Raw genomic sequence first — 23,552 nt, 5'->3', positions numbered from 1 at the left:
AAAGCGAATGAGCAGCCGTTCGATGTTTCAAGCGTAGGTCTTGATTACTGCAACGCGGTTCGCCTTCGTATTGGTGAACTCGAATATGTGGCTGAAGCGCCGGCTGCGGCCATTTCCCAGCGTCGTCTGTCCACTGGCGGAGCCCACTTTCCCGTGGGAAATGGAGTGCTCGACGGTGACCGCAACTGGCGCCGTCCGGTCAGCCAGCACCTGAATCAAAGCGCCTATTCCGTGAATTGGCTCGTCCGAGACACCTTCCCAGACGACATCCTCACTGAAGTCTAGCGTGGTGGCTTCGCCAGTTTCCAAAGCGACCGCGACCTCCTGCACGAACTTATTCTTGGGAGAGTTCCCGCAATCTCTGCTGCGTGTGACTTCGGTCATCTGCCTTCCTGATCAGAAATCAAGTTGCCATAGAACCTCATGTGTCGAAGATTTAAGAAGCGATCAACTGATCCCTTCCTTATGCTTTACGCCAATGGGAGCAAGGGCTCGCGCGCTGGCGTGATACAATCGGACGGGGAAGACACGGTTAACGTTCAATATCGACGGGCGTCCGGCCTGAGAACAACGTGGGATTTTTCGTGGGACTTCTGGTTCCGCCTCTTACCACTGGTCGCCGTTTGTTCCAATTCGCGGAAGGGGCTCTATTTCGCACTTGCGCGGGAACCCTTGAGAATATAGGGATTTCAGCGCTTCGGAGCGTAGCGCAGCCTGGTAGCGCATCTGGTTTGGGACAATGTGGGCGCGCGCCGGTTTTCCCTTTTTTCACTTCGCCTTAGCAGATGCGTCGTTCGCCACCGTGGGATTTTTCCGTGGGGCCTTTTGCACGGTCGGACGCATGGGCTGTTTCCATGCCGGCGCGAAGATCATCCTTCGTCACATGGGCATAGCGGCTCGTCGTCGCGAGCTCGGTGTAGCCGAGCAGCTGCTGGGCGAGCTTGAGATTGCCGGTGGCCCGCACGAGCCGTGTGGCGCGTATCGTGGAAACGGAAATCGGAGAGCCCGGCGCGGCGGCGCGCGCGAGGTCCGGGTGGTGTGGGATTTTCCCTCGCTCGGGAGTGTGAGGGCGGTGGCGGTCGGGCCATGGGGTAGGGGATGAAACGCAGAGGGAACGAAGGGCGGCTTAGGCACCATTCCCAAGCCGCCCCGTTGAAACGGCTCGTTGAAATCGCTCAGCTTCTAGGTGCATTCCAAGCTGAATATGCGGGTTCAATTCCCGCTACCCGCTCCAGCGGACCGCTCCTGAGACTTCGGGTGCGAGGCTGAGCGGGATGAGCCCGGCGGCCATGACGCCGGTTACCGTCGGGCTGGCTTCGGGGCATACGAGCCGGGGCCGTACCGTCGGAACCGGACTCCTGCGTTCACTCGCCTCGCCATGGGTGGCAGGTGCCGCTCATTCTGCGCCGGCATCTGCCAGATGCATTGCAGAATGGCCGCCGGTCCTTTGCTGGCTGGGTGCCATATCCTCGATAGGGCACCACCCCACGATATACTGGTGGGGGCCAAGCAGCATCGGCGAGATGATCGTCCCGTTCGTTTGATCGGGAAGATGATCGAACCATCCGGTGGCATTGCAGCCGTCGATCTGGACGTGCGGGTACCTTCCACTGCCTGCCTTTGAAAGACGAGGCGGCCTGCACCACAGTGGAAATCCGTTCAGATAATCCGCCGGAAAGCAGACGATCTCGCCATTCTCCGCGCATCGGACGGCGACGATGAAGGTTTCCATCTCCCCTTCGGCTACAGGGGGCGGCGCATCGGCGGGCCGGTAGCGGATCGTGATCGCACTTTCGATTTTCTGCATCTCTAAAACTCTTCGCATGGTGTTGCGGCCGGCCGGGAACGCCGCACCGGCGACGGTCGCAGCCGGCTCCAGTCTCTTTGGAAACTCAGGCTGTCGCCTCGGCAGCTTTGACTTCCCCCTCCAAGGCCACTTCCGCGGCCATTTCGATCATGTAGCCGAAGAGTCTCAGGTCGATTTCCTTCTTCATAGGCTCCGCCAGGCGGCGCGCTTCGAAGAGATGCATGACGATAAGGTCCCGCGTGGGAATCCGCATCAGGTCGTGCTGTGCATTGGGTCGCATTACTCTACTCCTTACTCCTACTTTTTCGATGGTTACCAATCAGGCGGCGATCAGCCGTGGAACGGCGGGCCGCGCGAAGATTTTCCCGGAGATGCCCATTTTCATTCGCATCGTTGCGGCGACGCGGGGCGAGATTTGAAAGGCACCGCAGCAGAATGTTCAGCCCGCGCGCAAGGAATCAACCGAGCTCTGATACAAGAACCAGGTTCCGCCTTTCATTCGAGCATGTGTCCCTCCATTGCAACTTAAGGTTTTACTTTGCTTCCTCTATCATCGCACCTTTAAGCCGCATGATTGGAATGTTTCAAGTGTAAATTTTGTGTGTTATACACGCCATGCGTGCTGAATCGGTTGCGTCCGGATGGTGTTGTTCAGCTTAGGCGCGGGGAACAGGCGGGAAGCCTTGCCTTGCCATCTCGCCGGCAGGCATGTGCAAGCGAGGCCCACCAAAGAGACCGCCACGTCGAGAATATAAGAGGCCATTCCTCTCGATTTATCGCTCCGGGATCAGCCGAGAGTAGAGCGCGAGCCGGCAATCGGAACCTCCACGTTTGGATGCCGTTTCCTCCTTTGTAGCGAAGGGGGAAAGATGGTAGATCCTATCTTCTTTGAAAGCTGGGCAGGTCTCCTTCGAACGCTGTTCGTCGGCTCCACCGCCTACATCCTGCTGATCCTGTTGCTCAGGGCATCCGGCAAGCGCACCTTGAGCAAGATGAACGCGTTCGACCTCATCATCACCGTTGCTCTCGGCTCGACGCTTGCGACGGTTCTGCTCGACAAGAATGTTCCCCTGGCCGAAGGCATCACGGCTCTGGCACTGCTTATCTACCTTCAATGGGCCATCACCTGGGGCTCCGTCCGCTCCGATCGGTTCCAGGAGGTGGTCAAGGCCGAGCCGACGCTTCTCGTCAAGGACGGCCGCTATCTCGAACAGGCCATGCGTCGTCAACGCGTGAGCGAGGAGGAAATACTGGCCGCAGTCAGGCAAAGCGGGAAGGCGGATATGTCTGCGATCGATATGGTGGTCCTGGAGACCGACGGCAGCCTCAGCGTCATTCCACGCTAGCCCTGCCGAGCGTAGGTGGTGAGCGCGCTGGGGCTCGAACCCAGGACCTACTGATTAAAAGTCAGTTGCTCTACCGGCTGAGCTACGCGCTCGCGCGAGGCAGGGATGCCGCCCGCGAATAGCGGCGGAACATAGTGGCGCGCCCGCATCCGGTCAACCGCAAAAGCCGGCTCAGGCGCGATCCCCAGGCACTTTTGCGGCGTGTTGGGGGAGGCGGGGGCGCCTGCGTCGCAATGCCACGAGATGGTGATTGGAGATGGCGCCGTCGTGCCGTTATATCGGAGGCAAAGAAGAGGTCCGACCCGATGGCGATCGATATCGGCTATACAAGCGCCCTTTTCGCGGGAGCCCTGTCGTTCCTGTCGCCTTGCGTTCTGCCGCTCGTGCCGCCTTATCTCTGCTACATGGCGGGCGTGACGGTGGAGGATTTCCGCCGGCCGGCAGGCGCTGCAGGCGCGCGCTTGCCTCTTCTCGCCGCCGCGCTGGCCTTCGTGCTCGGCTTTTCCACCGTGTTCGTGGCGCTGGGGGCCGGCGCTTCCACGATCGGCGGTCTCCTGCGCGCCTGGCAGCAGGAACTGGCCGTGGCCGCGGGAATCGTCATCATCCTGATGGGCCTCAACTTTCTCGGCATCTTGCGCATCCCGCTCCTTTCGCGCGAGGCTCGGCTTCACGCCGAAGCCAAACCCGCCAATCTCGGCGCCGCTTACCTGATGGGCCTTGCCTTCGCCTTCGGCTGGACGCCCTGCATCGGGCCCGTGCTGGGACCGATCCTGACACTTGCCGGCGGCCGCGAGACAGTGGGCGAGGGGGCGTTGATGCTCGCCGTCTATTCCGCTGGGCTCGGCATCCCCTTCCTCGTGGCGGCATTCTTTTCCGACGCCTTCATGCGCTTCCTGCAGCGCTTCCGCATGCATCTGGGGCGCGTCGAGAAGGTGATCGGCGGGCTCCTGGTGCTTGCCGGCGTGCTCTTCCTCACCGGCGGCATGCAGAGCATGGCCTTCTGGCTGCTCGAGACCTTCCCGGCGCTCGGAACTCTCGGCTGAACCATTTTGCGCGGCAGGGCCGAAGTGGTAGAGATCGCTTTTATTCGCAGCGATTCAACGGACCGTTTTCCATGACCCATCGCACCTGTCTCGCCGTCATCCTCGCCGCAGGCGAGGGCACACGCATGAAGAGCGCCTGGCCCAAGGTGCTGCACAAGATCGGCGGGCTGGAGATGGTGGGCCACGTGACGTCCGCCGCATCGGCCGCCGGAGCGGACGGGCTGGCCTTGGTCGTCGGCAACGGGGCGGAGCAGGTCCGGGACTTCATCGAGAGCCGCCCGGTGAACGGAACGCGGCCCGACATCTTCGTCCAGGCGGAGCGTCTCGGCACGGCGCATGCCGTCCTGGCCGCCCGCGAGGCGATCGCCCGCGGATATGACGACGTGCTCGTCGTCTTCGGCGATCACCCGTTGCTCGACCCGGCGGTGCTCCTCGACGCTCGCACGAGGCTCGCCGAGGGTGCGGCGGTCGCCGTGCTCGGTTTCCGGCCGCCGGTTCCGACCGGCTATGGACGGCTGATCGAGGAGGGAGGGCGCCTTGTCGCGATCCGCGAGGAGAAGGACTGCTCCGAGGAAGAGAAGAAGATCGCCTTCTGCAACAGCGGCGTGATGGCCATCGCCGGAAAGCATGCGCTCGCCCTGCTGGACGAGGTCGGCGACGACAATGCCAAGGGCGAATTCTACCTGACGGACATCGTCGGGATCGCCAACCGGCAGGGCCTTCTGGTCGTCGCCGGCGAAGCCGGAAACGAAAGCGCGATGGGCATCAACAACCGGGTAGAACTCGCCGAGGCCGAGGCCGTGTGGCAGCGGCGGATGCGGAAGGAGGCGATGCTTTCCGGCGTCACGCTGATCGCGCCCGAGACGGTCTTCTTCTCCCACGATACGGAGATCGGGCCGGACACGGTTGTTGAGCCGAATGTCTGGTTCGGTCCGGGTGTCCGAATTGCGGCCGGCGTGCGCATCCACGCCTTCTCGCATCTGGAAGGCGCGGCGGTGGAGAGTGGCGCGACGGTCGGCCCCTTCGCCCGGCTGCGGCCGGGAGCGGAGATCCTTCAGAAGGCCAAGATCGGCAATTTCTGCGAAGTGAAGAATTCGCGCATCGAGTCCGGCGCGAAGGTTCCGCACCTTTCCTATATCGGCGACGCCACGGTGGGCGCGGGGGCCAATATCGGCGCGGGCACGATCACCTGCAACTATGACGGCTTCAACAAGCACCGCACCGAGATCGGCGCCGGTGCCTTCATCGGCACCAATTCCGCGCTGGTGGCGCCGATCACGATCGGCGCCGGCGCCTATGTCGCCTCGGGCAGCGTTCTGACCGAGGACCTGGCCGCGGATGCGCTCGCCTTCGGCCGCGCCCGCCAGGCAAGCTATGAAGGGCGCGGCAAGGCGCTGCGTGAAAAGCTTGCTGCGGAGAAGGCGGCCAAGCAGGCGAAGGGCTGAGCCGGCGTCTCGCGTTTCGCTCCGGCAAGCGAATTCCGTACCGCTCCCGCCGCTCTTCATTCCAAAGAAAAAGGGGCGCCGGAGCACCCCTTTCGGTTATCGGGCTGTCTGCGCGCCCTTACTGCGCGGGCGCGGTCGTTCCCGGCGTCGTCGTGGCGCCGCCCGTCATCGTGTCCGTGCCGGTCCCGTCGGTCGCGGGCGCAGGTGTCGCACTGGTGGTGGCGGAGTCCGTGCCGCTTTGCGGCGCCTGGTTGTTGTCGCAGGCTGCGAGCCCAAGAAGGGCTATGGAAGAAATCGAGGCAAAGATCAGGTTTCTCATAGGTCGATTATCCTTGTGGGTGCCGGGCTGGAATCTCCCGGTTGATCCCCCGCGCCGAGGATTTCATCATGAGAGAAGAAAATGACAAGATTTTGAAAGCAGAATGAGCAAGGAAGGGCTTCAAAAATATTTAAAGAGCGACTGATTTCCTATTGTTATCGTGATGTAGATCATTGAAATCTTAAAAAAGGAAACATTTCGTGATGTAAGACTACATAAATCGGGGTGGATCTATCCCAAGGGATGACAGCCTTCCTCTGAAGGAAGGTCGTGCGTTCCCGCGGCGCCGGGAACCTCTCGGTGCCGGCGGCGTTTGATTCTGCCTGGACAAGGGAGAATCAGTTTGGCGCCGCGTGCTTCCTGGAAGGGCTTCTTGAAGATTTCGGAACTGGCCTTTCCGGTCGGGCTGTACGCCGGGGCCACCACCTCCAGCCGTGTGTCCTTCCACATCCTCAACCGCAAGACCGGCCACCGGGTCCGCAGGCAGTATTTCGACGAGGAGACGGAGGAACCGGTCGAGTCCGAGCAGCAGGTGAAGGGCTACGAGACGGGCGACGACCAATATATCATCCTGGAGCCGGACGAGATCGCCGAGACCGTTCCCGAAAGCGACAAGACCATCCGCATCGAGGCCTTCATTCCCTGCGACGGCATCGATACGGTCTATTTCGACCGCCCCTATTACCTGGCGCCTTCGGGTACGGTGGCGGCCGATTCCTTCGCGGTGATCCGCGAGGGGATGCGGCGCAAGAAGGTGGCGGCACTCGCCCGCGCGGTGCTTTTCCGGCGCGTGCGCACGCTCCTCATGCGGCCGGAAGGCCCGGGGCTGGTGGCGAACACGCTCAATTTCGACTACGAGGTCCGCCCGGCCTCGGAGGTCTTCGACGATCTCCCGGACATCGATATCGAGGGCGAGATGCTCGATCTCGCCAAATACATCATCAACACCAAGAGCGGCGAATTCGATCCGCGCGCCTTCGACGACCGCTACGACCAGGCGCTGGCCGAGCTCGTGCGGGCCAAGATGGAAGGCCGCGAGATCAAGCTGCCGAAGCCGCCCAAGGAGACCAAGGTGGTCAATCTCCTCGATGCGCTGAAGAAGAGCGCGGAGGCGGGCGGCAAGGCGCCGAAGAAGGCGCGCGCCGGCACGCGCAAGAAGAGCGCGCCCGCCCAGCGCCGCAAGGCCGGGTGATGGCGCTTGCCGCCTACCGGAAGAAGCGCAATTTCGCCGCCACGCCCGAACCGGCCGGCAAGGAGAAGCGTTCGCCGCGCGGCGACAGCTTCGTCATCCAGAAACACGCGGCACGCCGCCTGCATTACGATTTCCGCATCGAGATGGACGGGGTGCTGAAAAGTTGGGCCGTGACGCGCGGCCCGAGCCTCGTGCCCGGCGAGAAGCGCCTCGCCGTCCATGTCGAGGACCACCCGCTCGACTACGGCGATTTCGAGGGCACGATCCCAAAGGGCGAGTACGGCGGCGGCGCGGTGATCGTATGGGACCGCGGCCGCTGGTCCCCGGTCGGCGACGCTAGGAAGGGCTATGCGAAGGGCCATTTCGAGCTCGAACTGCATGGCGAGAAGCTCAACGGCCGCTGGCATCTCGTGCGCATGGCCAAGAAACCCCGCGAGAAAAAGGAGAACTGGCTGCTGATCAAGGGCGACGACGAGTTCGCCCGCACCGAGGCGGACCCGGACATTCTCGAGGAGCGGCCGGAATCGGTGAAGACGGGGCGGGTGATCGCGGAGGTAGAAGGGGAGGCGCCGGGCTGGTCGTCCAAGACCGGGCGCATCGAGAAGCCGGCCGAGGAGACGCCGGCGCCGGGAAAATCTCCACTCCCCAAGCGGGCGAAGAAGGCCGGCTATCCCGGGTTCATCGAGCCGACGCTTGCCACGTTGCGCCCGACGCCGCCGCCCGGCGCCAAATGGCTGCATGAGATCAAATATGACGGTTACCGCCTCCAGGCCCATATCCGCAGCGGCAAGACGCGGCTTCTGACGCGCAGCGGCCTCGACTGGACCGAGAAGTTCGGACGGGCGATCACAGGCGCGCTGGGCGGATTGCCGGTGAAGCAGGCGATCCTGGACGGCGAACTGATCGTCGAAGGCGCGGGAGGCGCCTCGGATTTCTCCGCGCTTCAGGCGGCACTTTCGGAGGGGCGCACGGACCGCATGGTGTTCTGCCTCTTCGACCTTCTTTATGTCGACGGCCATGACCTCCGGCCCGTGCCCCTGATCGAGCGAAAGGCAGCGCTTGAGAAACTGCTGCAAGGCGCGCCGCCCGTGCTGCGCTACAGCGAGCATTTCGAGGAGGACGGCGAGCTCGTCTTCCGCCATGCCTGCCGGCTGAGCCTCGAGGGCATCGTCTCCAAGGCCGGCGACGCACCCTACCGCTCCGGCCGCGTCAAGGACTGGATCAAGTCGAAATGCTCCATGCGGCAGGAATTCGTCGTCGCGGGTTTCGTGCCGTCCTCCACCTTCGACCGGGCGATCGGCTCGCTGGTGCTGGGATACTATGAGGAGGGCCGCCTCATGCACGCCGGTCGCGTCGGCACCGGTTTCAGCCATGTCGTGGCGCAGGATTTGTTTAAACGTCTAGACAAATCGCGGATTTCCAAAAGCCCCTTTGCGAAGAAATTGACCGCGGAGGAGGCGCGCGGCGCGAAATTCGTGCGGCCCGAGCTGGTTGCGGAGGTGGAGTTCCGGACCTGGACGGCCGAGAACCTGATCAGGCACGCCGCCTTCCGGGGCTTGCGGGAGGACAGGGATCCGAAGGAGGTCGTCCGCGAGACGGGCGGCAGCAAGCCCGCCGGGCAGCCCGCGCCGGCCTTCCGGCTCACCCATGCCGACCGGCTCTACTGGCGGGATGCAGGCGTGACCAAGCAGGGCCTCGCCGACTATTACGCCGAGGTGTGGCCGCGCATGGGCCCCTTCATCGTCAACCGGCCGCTTGCCCTGGTGCGCTGCCCGGACGGCATCGGCGGCCAGTGCTTTTTCCAGAAGCACGCCTGGCGCGGCCAGTCGAACGAGATCATGAAGGCGGTCGATCCGCAGGACGACGAGCCGGTGATCGCCATCGACGGACTCCCCGGCCTGGTGGGGCTGGTGCAGGGCGGCACGCTGGAAATCCATCCATGGGGATCGCAGCTCGACGACCTGGAGCATCCGGACCTCATCAATATGGATCTCGACCCCGGGCCGGGGGTGGCCTGGGACAAGGTGATCGAGGCCGCGCGCGAGGTGCGCGAGAGACTGGCGCGGGCGGGGCTGGAAAGCTTCGTGAAAACCTCCGGCGGAAAAGGCCTGCACGTGGTGGCGCCACTGAAACCACGCGCGGACTGGACGGAAGTGAAGGCCTTCGCCAAGGGGATCGCCGATGCGATGGCGTCCGACAGTCCGGAGCGCTTCGTGGCCACGGTGACCAAGGCCAAGCGCAAGGGCAAGATCCTGATAGACTATCTGCGCAACGGCAGGGGCGCCACGGCGGTGGCGCCCTATTCGACGCGCGCCAGGCCCGGCGCGGCGGTCTCCCTGCCGCTTTCCTGGGACGAACTGACCCCCGCCATCACCGCCGACTACTTCACGGTCATGAACGCGCCGACGCGCCTGGCCGCGGTGGACAAGGATCCATGGGAGGATTTCCGGAGGGCGGCCGTTCCGCTCGGCAAGAAAACGAAGCGCGCAGCGTGATGTCGATCATCGGCAAGCCGGATCGGCTAGGCTCCTCGGCCGAGATATAGGCCGTCACCCGATCGGACCGCCATCAGCGGCTCTTCTTCTTCTCCTGCGAAATCGATTTGCGCAGCGCGTCCATGATGCTGACGACGTTGTCCGGAGGCTCGGGCTCCTCCGCCTCCTTCTTCTTGCGCGCCGGCGCCTTCTTGCGCTTCTTCTGCTTGCTTTCGATGATCTCCTTGAGCCGCTCCTGGACGGGGTCCTGCACCATGGCCGGGTCCCAGGGCTTGGTCAGATCGCCGATCAGCGTCTCGATGAGCGGGACGAGCCGCGATTCCACCTTCTTGTCGTCAACGGTGCCGAAGACCTCCTCCGGCGCGCGCACCTCGTCCCCGTAGCGCAGCGTCCACAGCACGATGCCCTTGCCGCGCGGCTGGAGCATGACGGCGCGCTCGCGGCGCGAGAGCACCAGCCGGGAGATGCCCACCGTGTCCGTCGCGGCCATCGCCTCGCGGATCACCGCGAAAGCCTCCTGGGCCACCTCGTCGTCAGGCATCAGATAATAGGGCTTGTCGAACCAGATCCAGTCGATCGACTGGGCGGGCACGAACTCGTCGATGTCGATGGTGCGGGTGCTGTCGAGACCGATCGCCTCGAGCTCCTCGTCCTCGAAGGTTATATATTTGCCTTCCTCGGTCTCGTAGCCGCGCACCTCGTCCTCATCCGCAACAGGCTTGCCGGTCTCCGCATCCACATAGCGGCTGCGGACCCGGTGCCCGGTCTCGCGGTTGATCGTGTGGAAGCGGATCTTCTCGCGATCGCTCGTCGCCGGCGTCAGCGAGACGGCACAGGTGACGAGTGAGAGCTTCAGATAGCCCTTCCAGTAGGGTCGCGGCGCCATGGGCCCTCCAAAGGCACGTCTTCCTGGAACGCGCAGCGGACAAGATGGTTTCACGGGTCGGGTGCTTCAATGTGACCGGGCCGCCGCCGTCGACAGGCACGCCAGCGGCAGCTAAGAACCGGCTGGTCGGCGCTCCGCCGTAGATTCGTGGGATCCTGGATGGAGTTTTTCACCGGAGCGGGCCTTGCGGCGTTGCTGCAGGTCATCGTGATCGATCTTGTTCTCGCGGGCGACAACGCGGTCGTGATCGGGCTCGCCGCCAACGGCCTGCCAGCCTCGCAGCGCACGAGGGCGATCCTCGTCGGCATTCTCGCGGCCACGGTGCTCCGCATCGTCTTCGCCACCATCGCGGTCGAGATGCTGCAGATCGTCGGCCTGGCGCTCGTCGGCGGCTTCCTGCTGCTGTGGGTCTGCTGGCGGATGTGGCGGGAAATCCGCGCCTCCCGCAAAGATGCGCCGCAGGGGGCGCTCGCCGCCGAGGCCGGTACCGGCGGGGAGGGCGCTCCCCGCAAGACCTTCCGCGAGGCGGCCATGCAGATCGTCGTGGCGGACGTCTCCATGTCTCTCGACAATGTGCTTGCGGTGGCGGGTGCCGCGCGGGACCACCCTTCGGTCCTCATTATCGGCCTCGCGCTCTCCATCGCGTTGATGGGCCTTGCCGCCTCGCTGATCGCGCGGCTGCTCGACCGCTACCGCTGGATTGCCTATATCGGTCTTCTGATCGTCCTCTATGTGGCGCTGGAGATGATCTATCACGGCTCTGTCGAGGTGTCCGGCCCACTGGCCGACCTGCTCTAGCGGCGCAAGCCCTTCATCGTGTGGGTACAGGCCGTCCCGTCCGCCAGCTCCGCCGCGGACCATTGCCGCCGCGCCATGTCGTGGCACCACCTATCTGCGCGCACGGATCCTCCCGCCCGGCCACCTGCGAATCGGCGCAGCGAAATGAAAAGCCGCCTGCAGCTTTGCGCGCGCGGGGTGTGGCCGCACTCGGGCGGAGATTTATCCCGTCAAGATGATTTTGCCCTTGCACCCGAACCCCGGAGATTATAGGGGTTCACGCGGTTCGGAGCGTAGCGCAGCCCGGTAGCGCACTTGACTGGGGGTCAAGGGGTCGTGGGTTCGAATCCCGCCGCTCCGACCAGAATCGGGCCTTTCGGCCGAGCTTTGCAGGGGCACCCGGACCATCGCGCGTTCGGGATGCTGAGAGAACGGGAAGTGCCAGTGTCCGCGCGCATCTACAGCCCTTCGCGAACCGCCATGCAGTCCGGCACCGCCAAGACCGGTCAATGGGTGCTGGAATTCGAGCCGGAGACGCCGCTCAAGATCGACCCGCTGATGGGCTATACGAGCTCGTCCGACACGCGGCGCCAGGTGCACCTGAGCTTTCCCACCAAGGAGGAGGCGATCGCCTATGCCCAGCGCAACGGCATCGCCTACCGGGTCGAGCCGGAAAAGGCGCCGCATCGGCGCCAGGTTTCCTACGCGGAGAATTTCCGCTATGACCGCAAAATCCCGTGGACGCACTGAGCCTTCCGTCCGCGCCCGGCCCCGTAGCTCAGCCGGATAGAGCACCGGCCTTCTAAGCCGATGGTCGCAGGTTCGAGTCCTGCCGGGGTCGCCACGATTTCAATACCCCGAAGACGGTCGCCCGCAAGAGCTGGCGCCATTCCAGCTTTGTTCTCGGGGTGTGCCGGGCGGTTTGCGGCGTGGCTCAATCTGGCACTTTTCCGCCGTTGGCTGCGAGCTTCTTCATGATCTCGGCCCTGAGCCAGCGGTTCACGGCGGCCCTGTCCTCCAGATCGCCGGTATAATTGAGCTTGCGGGCCAGTTTCCTGCGTGCGTCGAGACCGGTGCCGAGACCCAGCGCCTTCATGAGGCCGATGATCGACGTGCGCCAGTCGAGCTTCTGGCCCGTCGCCTTCATGCGCTTGTCGAGAACGGTTTCCAGATCCAGCGCGGACCGGGCCGGGGCCGGGAGCCTGCTTGCGGTGGACGTGCCGGCGATCACGAGTGGCCGCGCCGGCGGAGCGCTCGGCGCCTCGTCGGGCTCTCGGACTACGGAGCCGGTAGCCTCGAAATGCATGGGCGCCGGGCGGGGTGCCGCCGGATTGTTGAAGATGGCGCTTCTGATCCGTTCGAAGATACTCACGTCTTTTCTCCTTCACCAGCCCGCGCCCCCTTTCGTGCAACTAAAGCGCGAATATGAAGAGAGCGCAATCCGGAGGCAGGAGCTTTTGCGGGCGCCACGCAGGAATCCGCATCTTTCGCTTAACAACGTCTTGTGGGGCGTGATCAAGGACGGGCGGATGCGTCAAGGCAATCGCAATGGTTGTGGCGACAATCGGGCCGGCCGCCCCGTCACGGCTAGAAAATGGCTGGCTATCGCCCGCCTGCAGCCCTCAGGCCGTTTTCGATGTCCGCCTTCAGATCTTCGACATCCTCCAGGCCGATCTGCAGCCGGATGACGGGACCGGGATAGTCGCCCTTGGCGATCGTGCGGTCGGCAAGCGAGACGTCTACGGCGAGGCTCTCGAAGCCGCCCCAGGAATAGCCGAGTCCGAAAATGCGGAGCGCGTCGAGGAAGGCATGCGCCTCGCGCGTGCCGCCGCCGGCGAGCACGAAGGAGAAGAGCCCGCTCGCGCCCGAAAAGTCGCGTTTCCAGATCGCATGGCCGGGATGCGAGGGAAGGGCCGGGTGGAGCACCTGGGCGACCTCGTCTCGGCCTTCCAGCCAGCGCGCGATCGCCAATGCGCTTTCCTGATGCCGCTGGAGCCGTACCCCCATGGTGCGCAGGCCCCGCAGCACCTGGTAGACGTCGTCCGGCCCGGCGCAGGCGCCGAGCGTGATGAAGGCGTCGTGCAGCCTTTTCCAGCAGTCCGCATTGGCCGAGACGGTGCCCAGCAGCACATCCGAATGCCCGCCCGGATATTTCGTGGCGGCATGGATCGAGATGTCCACGCCGTGCTCGAGCGGACGGAAAAAGAGAGGGGTCGCCCAGGTGTTGTCCATCATGACGATCGCGCCGCGCGCATGGGCGGCCGCCGTGATGGCCGGGACGTCCTGCATCTCGAATGTGTTGGAGCCGGGCGATTCGGTGAAGACGACCCTGGTGCTGGGCTTCATGAGCGCGGCGATTCCGCCGCCCACGAGCGGATCATAGTACTCGACCTCGACGCCGAGGCGGGCGAGCATGCTGTCGGCGAAGCGGCGGGTGGGATTGTAGACGGAATCGACGATAAGCACATGGTCACCCGCCGAGAGGAAGGCGAGGAGCGGAACCGTGACCGCCGCAAGCCCCGACGGCACGATGATCGTGCCTGCCGCCCCTTCCAACTCGTTCATCGCCTCGGCAAGGGCGTCGGTGGTGGGCGTCCCGCGCGTGCCGTAGGTGTATTTCTGCTTGCGGGCGGCCATCGTGCCCGCATCGGGAAACAGCACCGTCGAGGCGTGCACGACCGGCGGGTTCACGAAACCGTGATATGCGCGCGGATCGTTGCCCGCATGGGCCAGCCTGGTGTTGATGCCTCCGTTTTTCCCGTTCCTGGCCATGTCGGCTGCGCTCCGTCCTCGTCAATGCATGATTGCGCCCGGCTTAGTGTCTCCCGCGGAAATAGACAAGCGGTAGGCCGTATCCACCTGCGCGAAGGTAAGCTCTTGACCCGGGCGCATTTATTAAATTTGATGAAGCCCGTGCTTGGGAGAAGAAAGCCTGCGGCCGCTGTGTCACGAAGAATGGACGTTACGGCTTCTGCACGTCACCTGGGGATAAGCCCTGCGTCATAAGAATAAGGGTCAACAATCATGAACAATCTCATCAAGGCATTGCTCGGTTCGGTCGTGATCGCTTCCGCCGCCGTCCCGGCCTCGGCGGCCACGCTCGACGAGGTGAAGAACAGGGATGCGCTGCGCTGCGGCGTCAATACGGGCCTGCCGGGCTTTGCATCCCAGAACGATCAGGGCGAATGGCAGGGCCTGGACGTCGATTACTGCAAGGCCGTGGCTGCCGCGATCTTCGACGGAGATGCGAGCAAGGTGCAATACTCGCCGCTCTCGGCCGTGCAGCGGTTCCCGGCGCTGCAGAACAACGAGGTCGACATGCTCGCCCGCAACACGACCTGGACCATGAACCGCGACACCGCGCTCGGCCTCAATTTCGTGGGCGTCAACTATTATGATGGCCAGGGCTTCATGGTCCGCAGGGATCTGAACGTCACCTCGGCGCTGCAGCTTTCGGGCGCCACGGTCTGCGTACAGTCCGGCACGACGACCGAGCTGAACCTGACCGACTACTTCCGCGCGAACAACATGGAGTTCAATCCGGTCGTCATCGAATCGCAGTCGGATGTTAACTCGGCCTATGAGCAGGGCCGCTGCGACGTGCTGACGACCGACGCCTCGGGCCTCTATGCCAGCCGTCTCGAGCTTTCAAATCCCGACGAGCACGTCGTTCTGCCGGAGATCATCTCCAAGGAGCCGCTGGGGCCCGTGGTGCGCCAGGGTGACGAACAGTGGTTCGATATCGTCAAATGGGTGCATTTCGGCCTGATCAACGCCGAGGAACTTGGCGTGACGCAGGAGAATGTCGAGGACATGGCGGCCAATTCGGAGAATCCGGATATCCGCCGCCTCCTCGGCACCGATGGCACCTTCGGGCAGGACGTCGGCCTTACCAACGACTGGATGGTGAACGTCATCAAGGCCGTCGGAAACTACGGAGAGATATTCAACCGCAATATCGGCCCGGACACGCCGTTGAAGATCCAGCGCGGCCAGAACGCATTGTGGACCAAGGGCGGCCTGCAATACGCTCCGCCGATCCGCTGATCAGGCTAGCCGGAGCCGCGCCGGGGGGCTGACCCCGGCGGGCGCGGCTCTTCCGTTTTGGCAGGCTGTGACAGGCTGTCCGAACGGGCAGCCCCGACGCCGCATAGGCGAACCAGATGACGGTCGAAACCTCGAGCATTTCAATGCCGCATGAGCGGGTAGGGCTCATGCGGGATTCCCGCACGCGCGGCCTGATCATCCAGATCGTGCTGATCATCGCCATCGTGGCCTTCGCCGCGTGGCTCATCAACAACACGGTCCAGAACCTGAGAGACGCGCGGATTGCCTCAGGTTTCGGCTTCCTGTCGTCGCGGGCCGGATTCGATATCGGGCAAGTGCCTATCGCCTACTCCGCCAATTCGAGCTATGGACGCGCCTTGCTGGTCGGCATCACCAACACGGTGATCGTCGCTTCCTCGGGCATCGTGCTGGCGACCCTGGTCGGCTTCATCATCGGCATCGGCCGGCTGTCGCGCAATTACCTGGTGCGTGGGCTCAGCACCGTCTATGTCGAGACCTTCCGCAACATCCCTCCGCTTCTGGTCATCCTGTTCTGGTATTTCGGCGTGCTTTCGGTCCTGCCGCTCCCCAGGCAGGCGGTGGAGCTTCCTTTCGGCGCCTATCTCTCCAATCGCGGGCTGCAGACACCCGCCGCCGTCTTCGAGCCTGCCGCCGTCTGGACGTTGGCGGCCTTCGTCCTCGGAATCGCCGGGGCCATCCTTCTTTCGCGGCGGAACAAGCGGCGGCAGATGCAGACGGGCGAGCGCCGCCCGATCCTGTGGCCGACGCTCGGGCTGATCATCGGGCTGCCGCTGGTGGTTTTCGCGGTGGCCGGTTTCCCGGTGGGCTTCGAAATTCCGCAGGCCACGCGCTTCAACCTGGTGGGCGGCTGGCAGATCAAGCCCGAATTCCTGTCGCTCTTCCTGGCCTTGTCCTTCTACACCGCCGCCTTCATCGCCGAGATCGTTCGTGCGGGCATTCTTTCCGTTTCCAAGGGGCAGACGGAGGCCGCCTCCGCGCTCGGCCTGAAGCGAGGCCAGACGCTGCGGCTCGTCGTCGTGCCCCAGGCTTTCCGTGTGGTGATCCCACCGCTGACGAGCCAGTATCTGAATCTCACCAAGAACTCCTCGCTGGGCCTTGCCGTGGGCTATCCGGAGCTCGTCGCCATCGGCTCCACCGTGCTCAACCAGACCGGCCAGTCCGTCGAGGTGGTGGCGATCTGGATGGTGGTCTATCTCGGGCTCAGCATCGCGACCGCGACCTTCATGAACTGGTTCAACGCCCGCGTGGCGCTGGTGGAGCGATAGGAGCCTGCGATGGAAGAACAGGTAGCAGCCTATGTCGCCCGCGAGCAGCAGCCGGCGCTTCCCCCGCCGCCCAGCGAATTCGGCACGGGGGCGATGCTGCGCAGGAATCTTTTTGCCACACCATTCGATTCCGTCATCACCATCGTCCTCGGTCTCTTCACCGTCTGGGCCGTCTGGCAGCTGATCCAGTGGGGGCTCACGACTGCCACCTTCGCGGGCACGGACCGGGAGGCGTGTCTTGCGGGCGAGGGCGGTGCAGTGGGGGCATGCTGGGCCTTCGTGCGCGCGAAATTCGGTCAGTTCCTCTACGGCCTTTATCCGCTCGGCGAGCGCTGGCGCGTTGATCTCGTCTTCGTTCTCCTGGTGGTCCTGGTGGCACCGCTGGCGATTCCGGCGGCTCCATACAAGAAGCTGAGCGGAATCCTGCTGGCGGTCGGCTTTCCCTTTGTGGCCCTGGTGTTGCTTACTGGCGGGAATATCGGCCTCAATGGCGGCTGGATCGCTTTCCTGATCATCATTGCAGCCTTCGTCTCCGCCGCTTTCGCCGGCGGCAACGCCGCCGTGCCGGCTTCCCTGCTGAAGGCAGCGACCATTCTTGCCGGGATTGCGCTCGTCATCCTTCTTCTCGCCAATATCGTGCCCAGCGGCCGCGTCCCGCTTCTCGGTTTCGACTTCTCCACATTGTCGCTGCTCGCCTTCCTGGCTGCGGTGGGATCGCTCAGCCTGAGCATTTCGTCGTCGCTGCGTGGCGGCACCTGGCGTTCCGCGGCCGGGATGCGCGTTCTCCTTCCTCCCCTGGTGACCGCCGTCCTGATCTTCGTCCTGGCTGCGGATTTCGGCCTGCGGCGGGTGCCGACGAATCTGTGGGGCGGCCTCATGCTCACGCTGGTGGTGGCGCTCACGGGCATCGCCGCTTCCTTGCCCATCGGCATCCTGCTGGCGCTCGGCCGACGTTCGCATCTGCCGGCGGTGCGCCTCTTCTCGATCATCTTCATCGAGTTCTGGCGCGGCGTGCCGCTGATCACCGTTCTCTTCATGTCCGCCTTCATGATCCCGCTGCTCCTGCCGGACGGGGTGACCTTCAACCAGTTGCTGAGGGCCTTGATCGGAGTGGCTGTCTTTTCGGCGGCCTATATGGCCGAGGTGATCCGCGGCGGGCTCCAGGCCATCCCCAAAGGCCAATATGAGGGCGCTCAGGCCCTCGGTCTGGGCTATTGGCAGATGATGCGCCTCGTCGTCATGCCGCAGGCGATCAAGCTCGTGATCCCCGGGATCGTCAACACCTTCATCGGCCTCTTCAAGGACACGAGCCTGGTCTACATCATCGGCCTCGCCGATCTCCTGGGCACCGTCCGCAGGGGCTTTTCCGATCCGAACTGGATCACGCCGAGCACCGCGGCCACCGGCCTCGTCTTCGCCGGCTTCGTCTACTGGCTCTTCTGCTTCGGCATGTCGCGCTATTCGATGTTCATTGAACGCCGGCTCGATACCGGCCACAAACGATAAGAGGGAGACCGGAATGGCTGCCCAGAACCTGCCCGCCGCCGAAGACATCCGTATCGATCGGTCCAAGCTCAAGATCTCCGATACCGATGTCGCCATCGAGATCGTCGGCATGCACAAATGGTATGGTGATTTTCACGTGCTGCGCGACATCAACCTCAAGGTGATGAGCGGCGAGCGCATCGTGGTCTGCGGGCCGTCCGGCTCCGGGAAATCCACCATGATCCGCTGCATCAACCGGCTCGAGGAGCACCAGAAGGGCAGGATCGTCGTCGACGGCATCGAGCTCACCAACGATCTGAAGAAGATCGACGAGGTGCGCCGCGAGGTCGGCATGGTGTTCCAGCACTTCAATCTCTTCCCGCATCTGACGATCCTGGAGAACTGCACGCTCGCGCCGATCTGGGTGCGCAAGACGCCGCGCAAGGAGGCCGAGGAGATCGCCATGCATTATCTGGAGCGCGTTCGTATCCCGGAGCAGGCGCACAAATATCCCGGCCAGCTTTCGGGTGGGCAGCAGCAGCGCGTGGCCATCGCCCGTGCGCTCTGCATGAACCCGCGCATCATGCTCTTCGACGAGCCGACTTCGGCGCTCGATCCCGAAATGATCAAGGAAGTGCTCGATACCATGGTGGACCTGGCGCAGGAGGGCATGACGATGATCTGCGTCACGCACGAGATGGGCTTCGCCCGCCAGGTGGCGAACCGGGTGATCTTCATGGATCAGGGGCAGATCGTGGAGCAGAACACGCCGGACGAGTTCTTCGACCATCCGCAGCACGAGCGCACGAAGCTCTTCCTGTCGCAGATCCTGCATTGAGAGAGCGGGGCCGGCGCGTCTGTATGCAGGGCGAACGGTCTTTCAAGGCTGCTTCGCGTCTGCGTCATAGCCGTAGAGCCAGTCGAGATCGGCCGCTAGGCTCGGTCCGCTCCGAAGCCGCAGCACAAGGTTGCGCGCCAATGCGGCGGGGCCCTCCGCATGCCACACGAACCGGTTGAAGTCGCCGCGCCTGGCCACGCGGCGCACGCGCCGCGACCGCACCTGCTCGAAGGTGGTCAATGCCGCGGGAAGGTCGGCCGTACCGGCCGTAAGCGCCGCCAGTGCGGCGGCATCCTCGATGGCCATGGCCGCACCCTGTGCCGCATAGGGGCTCAGCGCGTGCGCGGCGTCGCCGATGAGGGCGAGACCCCTGGCATCGGTCCAGCCCCCGCGTCCATCCACCGCATGGATGGGCCATGCTGTCCAGGCGCCGGCGTCCTCGATGATGGCCGAAAGCGCCGGCGCGGCGCGCTCCATCTTGCGCCGCAGGTGAACCCTGTCGGCGACGTTTGCCCAGCCGCGCCCTATCTCCGCGCTTCGTGCCACCACGACGAGATTGGTCGCCGTGCCGCCGCGCAGCGGGTAGGCGATGAGGTGGAAATCCGGTGAGAGCACGGCCGTCACCGCATCGGGTGCGATCGCACCCTCCAGCCGCCGGGAAAGCACTGCGCGATAGGCCACATAGCCGGTGTAGCGGCTTGGTTTGCCGGCGGTCAGACGCCTGAGCCCGGACCATACGCCGTCGGCGCCGACCAGCAGGTCGGCTTCGATCTCCCGCTCGCCGTCCTGCTCCCGCAGCTTGATCCTGGCACCGTGCAGGCCGAGATCGGCACCGATCACCTCGGCGCCCGTCGTGAGAGTGACCGCCGGTACCTGCCCGAGCGTATCAAGAAGGGCGCGCTGCAGGTCCGCGCGATGGGCGACCAGATAAGGCGCGCCCCAACGCTCTTCCGCCGCGTCGCCCAGGGGCACACGGGCAAGGGACGCGAGTGTTCTTGCGTCCTTTAAAACAATAGCCACCGGCGCGACCGCATTCTGCCGCAGGGCGTCCAGCACGCCGAGGGAACGGAGGATGCGGGTGGCATTGGGGGAGAGCTGCAGCCCGGCGCCCACTTCCTCGAGCCGCGCGGCGCGCTCGAAAATGGTGACTGCATTTCCTTTGGCGGCAAAGGCGAGAGCGGCGGTCAAACCGGCTATGCCGGCGCCGGCGACGACAATCCTGCGCTCAACCACGGCCGATTTCGGGATCAAACGGCCTCTTCGTCGAAGACGCAATCGGCCGGGACGGTTTCGTTCGCCTTGAGCTGCGGATTGTAGCGGTAGAGCGTCGAGCAATAGGGGCAGACGCGTTCCGAATCGTCGCCCATATCCAGGAAGACATGTGGATGATCGAAGGGCGGCGTGGCGCCGACGCACATGAACTCCTTCACACCGATCTCGATCGACGGATACCCGTTCGTGTTCTGGAAATGCGGTGTCGCGTGGCCAGCCATGGTAATCTCCGCAAGCGCTCGTCTTGATCTATCGCGCTGCGTTTGTAGCATAAATGACGTCTTTGCAAGCCCCCGCGGCGCTTTGGCCGCAGGCGCCGGCGGATGCCGATATGGCTTGAAATATAGTGGTTGCAGTACCCTCCTGTTGGGGGCTCTCTGCCGAAGGTGGTCATCGCCCGGCAGATTCCGGGTGGAGCGTGACAGGCCTGGTTTCGGCTGTCATTTTTGTGAATTGAGGGATTTCCATGCACAGCATCTTGCAGCCCAGGGGATGGAAGAAGCCCAAAGGCTATGCAAACGGTATTGCCGCACGCGGCAGGTTCGTCTTCGTCGGCGGGCAGGTTGGCTGGAACGAGGACTGCGTGTTCGAGACCGATGATCTGGCTGGCCAGGTGCGGCAGGCGCTCCTCAATGTGACGGCCGTGCTGGCTGAGGCCGACGCAAGGCCCGAGCACATCACCTCCATGACCTGGTATTTTACCGACAAGACCGAGTACTTGGCAAACCTCAAGCAGATCGGGGTCGTCTACCGCGAGGCGATGGGCTGGTATTATCCGGCCATGGCCGCCATGCAGGTGGCTGGGCTGATGGAGGATCGCGCCAAGGTGGAGATCCAGGCCATGGCGGTGGTGCCGGATTAAGGCTTCACGGCTGGGCGGTGAACTGAAGCCGCCTCAAACGCCCAGATACCTGTCCTGGAGCTCCGGCGTGAGCGCCTGAGGCGGACCTTCGAAGACAGTTGCGCCCTTTTCGAGCACGAAGCAGCGATCGGCCACGGGTAGCAGTTCCGAAAGCGTCTTGTCGACAACGAGGATCGATTGGCCGCCGGCCTTGAGCCTGGCGATCGCCGCCCAGATGTCCCGCCGGATCACGGGCGCCAGCCCCTCCGTTGCCTCGTCGAGGATCAGGAGGCGCGGATTGGTCATCAGCGCGCGGCCGATGGCGAGCATCTGCTGCTCGCCACCCGAAAGCGAGTTGGCGTACTGGTCGCGCCGCTCTGCCAGGCGCGGAAAGAGCCCCACCACCCGTCTGAAGGTCCATTCGCCGTCGCGCGCGGCGGCAAGCAGGTTCTCCGCAACGGTGAGGTTCGGGAAGCAGCGCCGGCCCTCGGGCACGAGCCCGAGACCCAGACGCGCGATGCGGTACGGCCTAAGCGCTGCGATCTCCCGTCCGGCGAAACGGATGGAGCCCGCGCGGGCGCGGGTGAGGCCGAAGACGGAGCGGATCGTCGTCGTCTTGCCCATGCCGTTGCGGCCCATGAGCGCTACGACTTCGCCCTCCCGGACTGCGAGATTCACGCCGAACAGCGCCTGCGATGCGCCATAGAAGGCTTCGACGTTCTTCAGCTCCAGCAGGCTCACGTCTCTTCTCCGAGATAGGCGCGGCGGACTTCCGCGTCATTGCGGATCTCGTCCACCTTTCCCGTGGCGATGATGCGGCCGTAGACGAGGACGGAAATGCGGTCGGCAAGCGCGAATACGGCGTCCATGTCGTGCTCGACCAGCAGGATTGGCGCCTCCTGCCGCAGGCCGTCAAGGAAATGCGTGAGGCTCTTCGAGCCCTCCGGCCCCATGCCGGCCATCGGCTCGTCCAGCAGGAACGCCCTGGGGCCGAGCGCCAGCGCGATGGCGATCTCGAGCTGGCGGCGTTCGCCGTGGGAAAGCTCCGCCGCCGGCACATGCGCGCGATGCGCAAGGCCGACGCGTTCGAGCATGGCCATGGCCGGCTCGGTCAAGCGCCGGTCGCGCATCACCGGGCGGAAGAAGCGCAGGCTCGAGCCGGCTCTCGCCTGCACCGCCAGCATGACATTGCGCAGGGCCGAGAACTCCTGCGCCAGCGAGGAGGTCTGGAAGCTGCGCGCGAGCCCCAGCCGCGCCCGCGCCGCCATATCGAGCCCGGCCATATCCTGCCCTAGGAAGCGGATCGTCCCGCCATCGGGCTTCAGCGAACCCGAGATCTGGTGGATGAGCGTGCTCTTGCCGGCGCCATTCGGCCCGATGAGCGCGTGGATCTCACCGGGCAGCAGCGTGAGGCTCACGCCGTCGGTGGCCTTCAGCGCGCCGAAATTCTTTCTCAAGTCGCGGATGTCGAGGACAGATTCAGCCATGGCGCTCCTTTCCCGCGACGAGGCCCATGAGCCCGCCACGTGCAAACAGCACGACGCCGAGCAGGATGAGCCCGAGGAAAAGCTGCCAGCGCTCGGTGATGCCGCCCAGCGCGTATTCGAACAGCACATAGAGCGCGGCACCTGCCACCGGCCCGAACAGGCGGCCCGTGCCGCCCAGGATGACAAGCACGATCAGCTCGCCCGACATGTGCCAGGAAAGCATCGAAGGGCTTGCGAACCGGCTGAGGTCGGCGAAGAGCGCGCCGGCGACGCTGGTGATCATCGCCGAGACGACGAAGGCGGTGAGCCGGATCCTGAACGGGGCGATGCCCACGGCGGCGAGTCGGACGGGGTTCTGCCGCGCGGCCTGGAGTGCCGCACCGAACCGGGAGCCCTGCATGGCCCGGAAAAGGGCAAGGGCGGCGATCAGCACGCCGTAGCAGATCAGGAAGAAGGGCAGCGGCTGCGCCGTGTTCACGCCCGGAAAGCTGTTGCGCACATAGATCGACAACCCGTCCTGGCCGCCATAGGCGGGCCAGGAGATGGCGAAATAGTAGATCATCTGCGCGAAGGCGAGGGTGATCATGATGAAATAGACGCCGGAGGTGCGCAGGCTCACCGCGCCGATGGGGACCGCCACCAGCCCGCAGACGGCGACCGCGACCAGCCAGATGACCGGCATGGAGGTGGTGGCCTGCAATCCGAGGAAAAGCGGCTCGGCGTTGAAGGCGTGGGTCGCCAGGATGCCCGCGGCATAGCCGCCGAGCCCGAAAAAGGCTGCGTGGCCGAAGGAGACGAGGCCGCCGAGACCGAGCGCCAGGTTCAGGCCGACGGCGGCGAGCGCCAGGATGGCGATGCGCGTGGCAAGCGTCACGTAGAACGGTTCGCCCATGGTGGATGCGGCAATGGGCACCGCGAGCAGAAGCAGGGTGAGGGCCAGGTTGGAGATGCTCTCGCGCGTCACG

General features: G+C 64.4%; 25 protein-coding genes and 3 tRNA genes. 14 read left to right on the top strand and 14 right to left on the bottom strand.

The window, feature by feature from the left end; translation table 11 throughout:
• Positions 1-27: 27 nt before the first annotated feature.
• The 4 genes from PVE73_RS15450 to PVE73_RS15435 all read right to left on the bottom strand — a co-directional run bounded on the left by PVE73_RS15450 (position 28) and on the right by PVE73_RS15435 (position 2,087).
• Complete coding sequence (locus tag PVE73_RS15450) at positions 28-384, bottom strand: hypothetical protein (protein ID WP_277363101.1); 357 nt, start codon at positions 382-384, stop codon at positions 28-30.
• A gap of 394 nt (positions 385-778) precedes the next feature.
• Positions 779-964, bottom strand: coding sequence for a hypothetical protein (locus PVE73_RS15445; RefSeq protein ID WP_277363100.1), 186 nt, complete (start codon positions 962-964; stop codon positions 779-781).
• A 432-nt stretch (positions 965-1,396) separates the two neighbouring features.
• On the bottom strand, positions 1,397-1,732 hold the full coding sequence (locus tag PVE73_RS15440) for a hypothetical protein (protein WP_277363099.1): 336 nt from the start codon (positions 1,730-1,732) through the stop codon (positions 1,397-1,399).
• A gap of 160 nt (positions 1,733-1,892) precedes the next feature.
• Complete coding sequence (locus tag PVE73_RS15435) at positions 1,893-2,087, bottom strand: hypothetical protein (RefSeq protein WP_277363098.1); 195 nt, start codon at positions 2,085-2,087, stop codon at positions 1,893-1,895.
• Positions 2,088-2,676: 589 nt separating this feature from the next.
• Here PVE73_RS15435 and PVE73_RS15430 point away from each other — a divergent pair.
• A complete protein-coding gene (locus PVE73_RS15430) occupies positions 2,677-3,153 on the top strand; it encodes a YetF domain-containing protein (protein ID WP_277363097.1) in 477 nt (158 codons plus the stop codon).
• 16 nt (positions 3,154-3,169) lie between these two features.
• On the opposite strand, the gene PVE73_RS15425 is transcribed toward PVE73_RS15430, so the two are convergent.
• Positions 3,170-3,245 (bottom strand) — tRNA-Lys (locus PVE73_RS15425).
• A gap of 213 nt (positions 3,246-3,458) precedes the next feature.
• On the opposite strand from PVE73_RS15425, the gene PVE73_RS15420 reads away from it, so the two are divergent.
• Positions 3,459-4,196 (top strand): cytochrome c biogenesis protein CcdA, encoded by a 738-nt coding sequence (locus tag PVE73_RS15420; RefSeq protein ID WP_277363096.1) that lies wholly within the window; start codon positions 3,459-3,461, stop codon positions 4,194-4,196.
• A gap of 71 nt (positions 4,197-4,267) precedes the next feature.
• Entirely contained in the window at positions 4,268-5,641 is a 1,374-nt protein-coding gene (gene glmU / locus PVE73_RS15415) for a bifunctional UDP-N-acetylglucosamine diphosphorylase/glucosamine-1-phosphate N-acetyltransferase GlmU (protein ID WP_277363095.1), read from the top strand.
• Positions 5,642-5,759: 118 nt separating this feature from the next.
• On the opposite strand, the gene PVE73_RS15410 is transcribed toward glmU, so the two are convergent.
• Positions 5,760-5,960, bottom strand: a complete 201-nt coding sequence (locus tag PVE73_RS15410) for a hypothetical protein (protein WP_277363094.1) — start codon at positions 5,958-5,960, stop codon at positions 5,760-5,762.
• A gap of 337 nt (positions 5,961-6,297) precedes the next feature.
• Here PVE73_RS15410 and PVE73_RS15405 point away from each other — a divergent pair, with 337 nt between their 5' ends.
• Together PVE73_RS15405 and ligD are read left to right on the top strand one after the other, a co-directional pair.
• On the top strand, positions 6,298-7,152 hold the full coding sequence (locus tag PVE73_RS15405) for a Ku protein (protein ID WP_277367471.1): 855 nt from the start codon (positions 6,298-6,300) through the stop codon (positions 7,150-7,152).
• Positions 7,152-9,647, top strand: a complete 2,496-nt coding sequence (ligD, locus tag PVE73_RS15400) for a DNA ligase D (protein ID WP_277363093.1) — start codon at positions 7,152-7,154, stop codon at positions 9,645-9,647. The genes PVE73_RS15405 and ligD overlap by 1 nt, the downstream gene beginning before the upstream one ends.
• Positions 9,648-9,720: 73 nt before the next feature.
• Here the strand turns inward: ligD and PVE73_RS15395 are convergent, their stop codons facing one another.
• Positions 9,721-10,533: a Ku protein gene (locus tag PVE73_RS15395; RefSeq protein ID WP_277363092.1), complete on the bottom strand. Its 813-nt coding sequence runs from the start codon at positions 10,531-10,533 to the stop codon at positions 9,721-9,723.
• A 159-nt stretch (positions 10,534-10,692) separates the two neighbouring features.
• On the opposite strand from PVE73_RS15395, the gene PVE73_RS15390 reads away from it, so the two are divergent.
• The 4 genes from PVE73_RS15390 (at position 10,693) to PVE73_RS15375 (ending at position 12,154) form a co-directional block, all read left to right on the top strand.
• On the top strand, positions 10,693-11,331 hold the full coding sequence (locus PVE73_RS15390) for a TerC family protein (RefSeq protein ID WP_277363091.1): 639 nt from the start codon (positions 10,693-10,695) through the stop codon (positions 11,329-11,331).
• 266 nt (positions 11,332-11,597) lie between these two features.
• A tRNA-Pro gene (locus PVE73_RS15385) sits at positions 11,598-11,674 on the top strand.
• A gap of 80 nt (positions 11,675-11,754) precedes the next feature.
• Positions 11,755-12,060, top strand: a complete 306-nt coding sequence (locus PVE73_RS15380) for an ETC complex I subunit (protein WP_277363090.1) — start codon at positions 11,755-11,757, stop codon at positions 12,058-12,060.
• A 17-nt stretch (positions 12,061-12,077) separates the two neighbouring features.
• Positions 12,078-12,154 (top strand) — tRNA-Arg (locus PVE73_RS15375).
• 90 nt (positions 12,155-12,244) lie between these two features.
• On the opposite strand, the gene PVE73_RS15370 is transcribed toward PVE73_RS15375, so the two are convergent.
• Complete coding sequence (locus tag PVE73_RS15370) at positions 12,245-12,682, bottom strand: DUF3597 domain-containing protein (protein WP_277363089.1); 438 nt, start codon at positions 12,680-12,682, stop codon at positions 12,245-12,247.
• 230 nt (positions 12,683-12,912) lie between these two features.
• Positions 12,913-14,082 (bottom strand): cystathionine beta-lyase, encoded by a 1,170-nt coding sequence (locus PVE73_RS15365; protein WP_277363088.1) that lies wholly within the window; start codon positions 14,080-14,082, stop codon positions 12,913-12,915.
• A 249-nt stretch (positions 14,083-14,331) separates the two neighbouring features.
• Here PVE73_RS15365 and PVE73_RS15360 point away from each other — a divergent pair, with 249 nt between their 5' ends.
• The 4 genes from PVE73_RS15360 to PVE73_RS15345 all read left to right on the top strand — a co-directional run bounded on the left by PVE73_RS15360 (position 14,332) and on the right by PVE73_RS15345 (position 18,987).
• Positions 14,332-15,357, top strand: a complete 1,026-nt coding sequence (locus PVE73_RS15360; protein ID WP_277367470.1) for an amino acid ABC transporter substrate-binding protein — start codon at positions 14,332-14,334, stop codon at positions 15,355-15,357.
• 116 nt (positions 15,358-15,473) lie between these two features.
• Positions 15,474-16,664 carry an amino acid ABC transporter permease gene (locus PVE73_RS15355; protein WP_277363087.1) on the top strand — a complete coding sequence of 397 codons (1,191 nt, stop codon included), beginning with the start codon at positions 15,474-15,476 and terminating at the stop codon, positions 16,662-16,664.
• Positions 16,665-16,673: 9 nt separating this feature from the next.
• Complete coding sequence (locus PVE73_RS15350) at positions 16,674-18,170, top strand: amino acid ABC transporter permease (RefSeq protein WP_277363086.1); 1,497 nt, start codon at positions 16,674-16,676, stop codon at positions 18,168-18,170.
• A 13-nt stretch (positions 18,171-18,183) separates the two neighbouring features.
• On the top strand, positions 18,184-18,987 hold the full coding sequence (locus PVE73_RS15345; RefSeq protein ID WP_277363085.1) for an amino acid ABC transporter ATP-binding protein: 804 nt from the start codon (positions 18,184-18,186) through the stop codon (positions 18,985-18,987).
• A gap of 42 nt (positions 18,988-19,029) precedes the next feature.
• On the opposite strand, the gene PVE73_RS15340 is transcribed toward PVE73_RS15345, so the two are convergent.
• Positions 19,030-20,238 (bottom strand): FAD-dependent monooxygenase, encoded by a 1,209-nt coding sequence (locus PVE73_RS15340; RefSeq protein WP_277363084.1) that lies wholly within the window; start codon positions 20,236-20,238, stop codon positions 19,030-19,032.
• Positions 20,235-20,480 carry a zinc-finger domain-containing protein gene (locus PVE73_RS15335; RefSeq protein WP_277363083.1) on the bottom strand — a complete coding sequence of 82 codons (246 nt, stop codon included), beginning with the start codon at positions 20,478-20,480 and terminating at the stop codon, positions 20,235-20,237. The genes PVE73_RS15340 and PVE73_RS15335 overlap by 4 nt, the downstream gene beginning before the upstream one ends.
• Positions 20,481-20,725: 245 nt before the next feature.
• Between PVE73_RS15335 and PVE73_RS15330 the strand changes: the two genes are divergently transcribed.
• Positions 20,726-21,121 (top strand): RidA family protein, encoded by a 396-nt coding sequence (locus PVE73_RS15330; RefSeq protein WP_277363082.1) that lies wholly within the window; start codon positions 20,726-20,728, stop codon positions 21,119-21,121.
• Between the two features lie 33 nt (positions 21,122-21,154).
• Here the strand turns inward: PVE73_RS15330 and PVE73_RS15325 are convergent, their stop codons facing one another.
• Genes PVE73_RS15325 through PVE73_RS15315 form a run of 3 tightly spaced genes read right to left on the bottom strand, consistent with a single transcriptional unit; the run spans position 21,155 to position 23,551 of the window.
• Positions 21,155-21,841, bottom strand: a complete 687-nt coding sequence (locus PVE73_RS15325; protein WP_277363081.1) for an ABC transporter ATP-binding protein — start codon at positions 21,839-21,841, stop codon at positions 21,155-21,157.
• A complete protein-coding gene (locus PVE73_RS15320; RefSeq protein ID WP_277363080.1) occupies positions 21,838-22,587 on the bottom strand; it encodes an ABC transporter ATP-binding protein in 750 nt (249 codons plus the stop codon). Before PVE73_RS15320 ends, PVE73_RS15325 begins: the two co-directional genes overlap by 4 nt.
• Positions 22,580-23,551, bottom strand: coding sequence for a branched-chain amino acid ABC transporter permease (locus tag PVE73_RS15315; protein ID WP_277363079.1), 972 nt, complete (start codon positions 23,549-23,551; stop codon positions 22,580-22,582). Before PVE73_RS15315 ends, PVE73_RS15320 begins: the two co-directional genes overlap by 8 nt.
• Position 23,552 lies beyond the last annotated feature (1 nt).

Origin of the sequence: Chelativorans sp. AA-79, from assembly GCF_029457495.1 — a bacterium.
Classification (GTDB): Bacteria; Pseudomonadota; Alphaproteobacteria; order Rhizobiales; family Rhizobiaceae; genus Chelativorans.
This window is presented reverse-complemented; position numbering and strand designations above follow the sequence as displayed.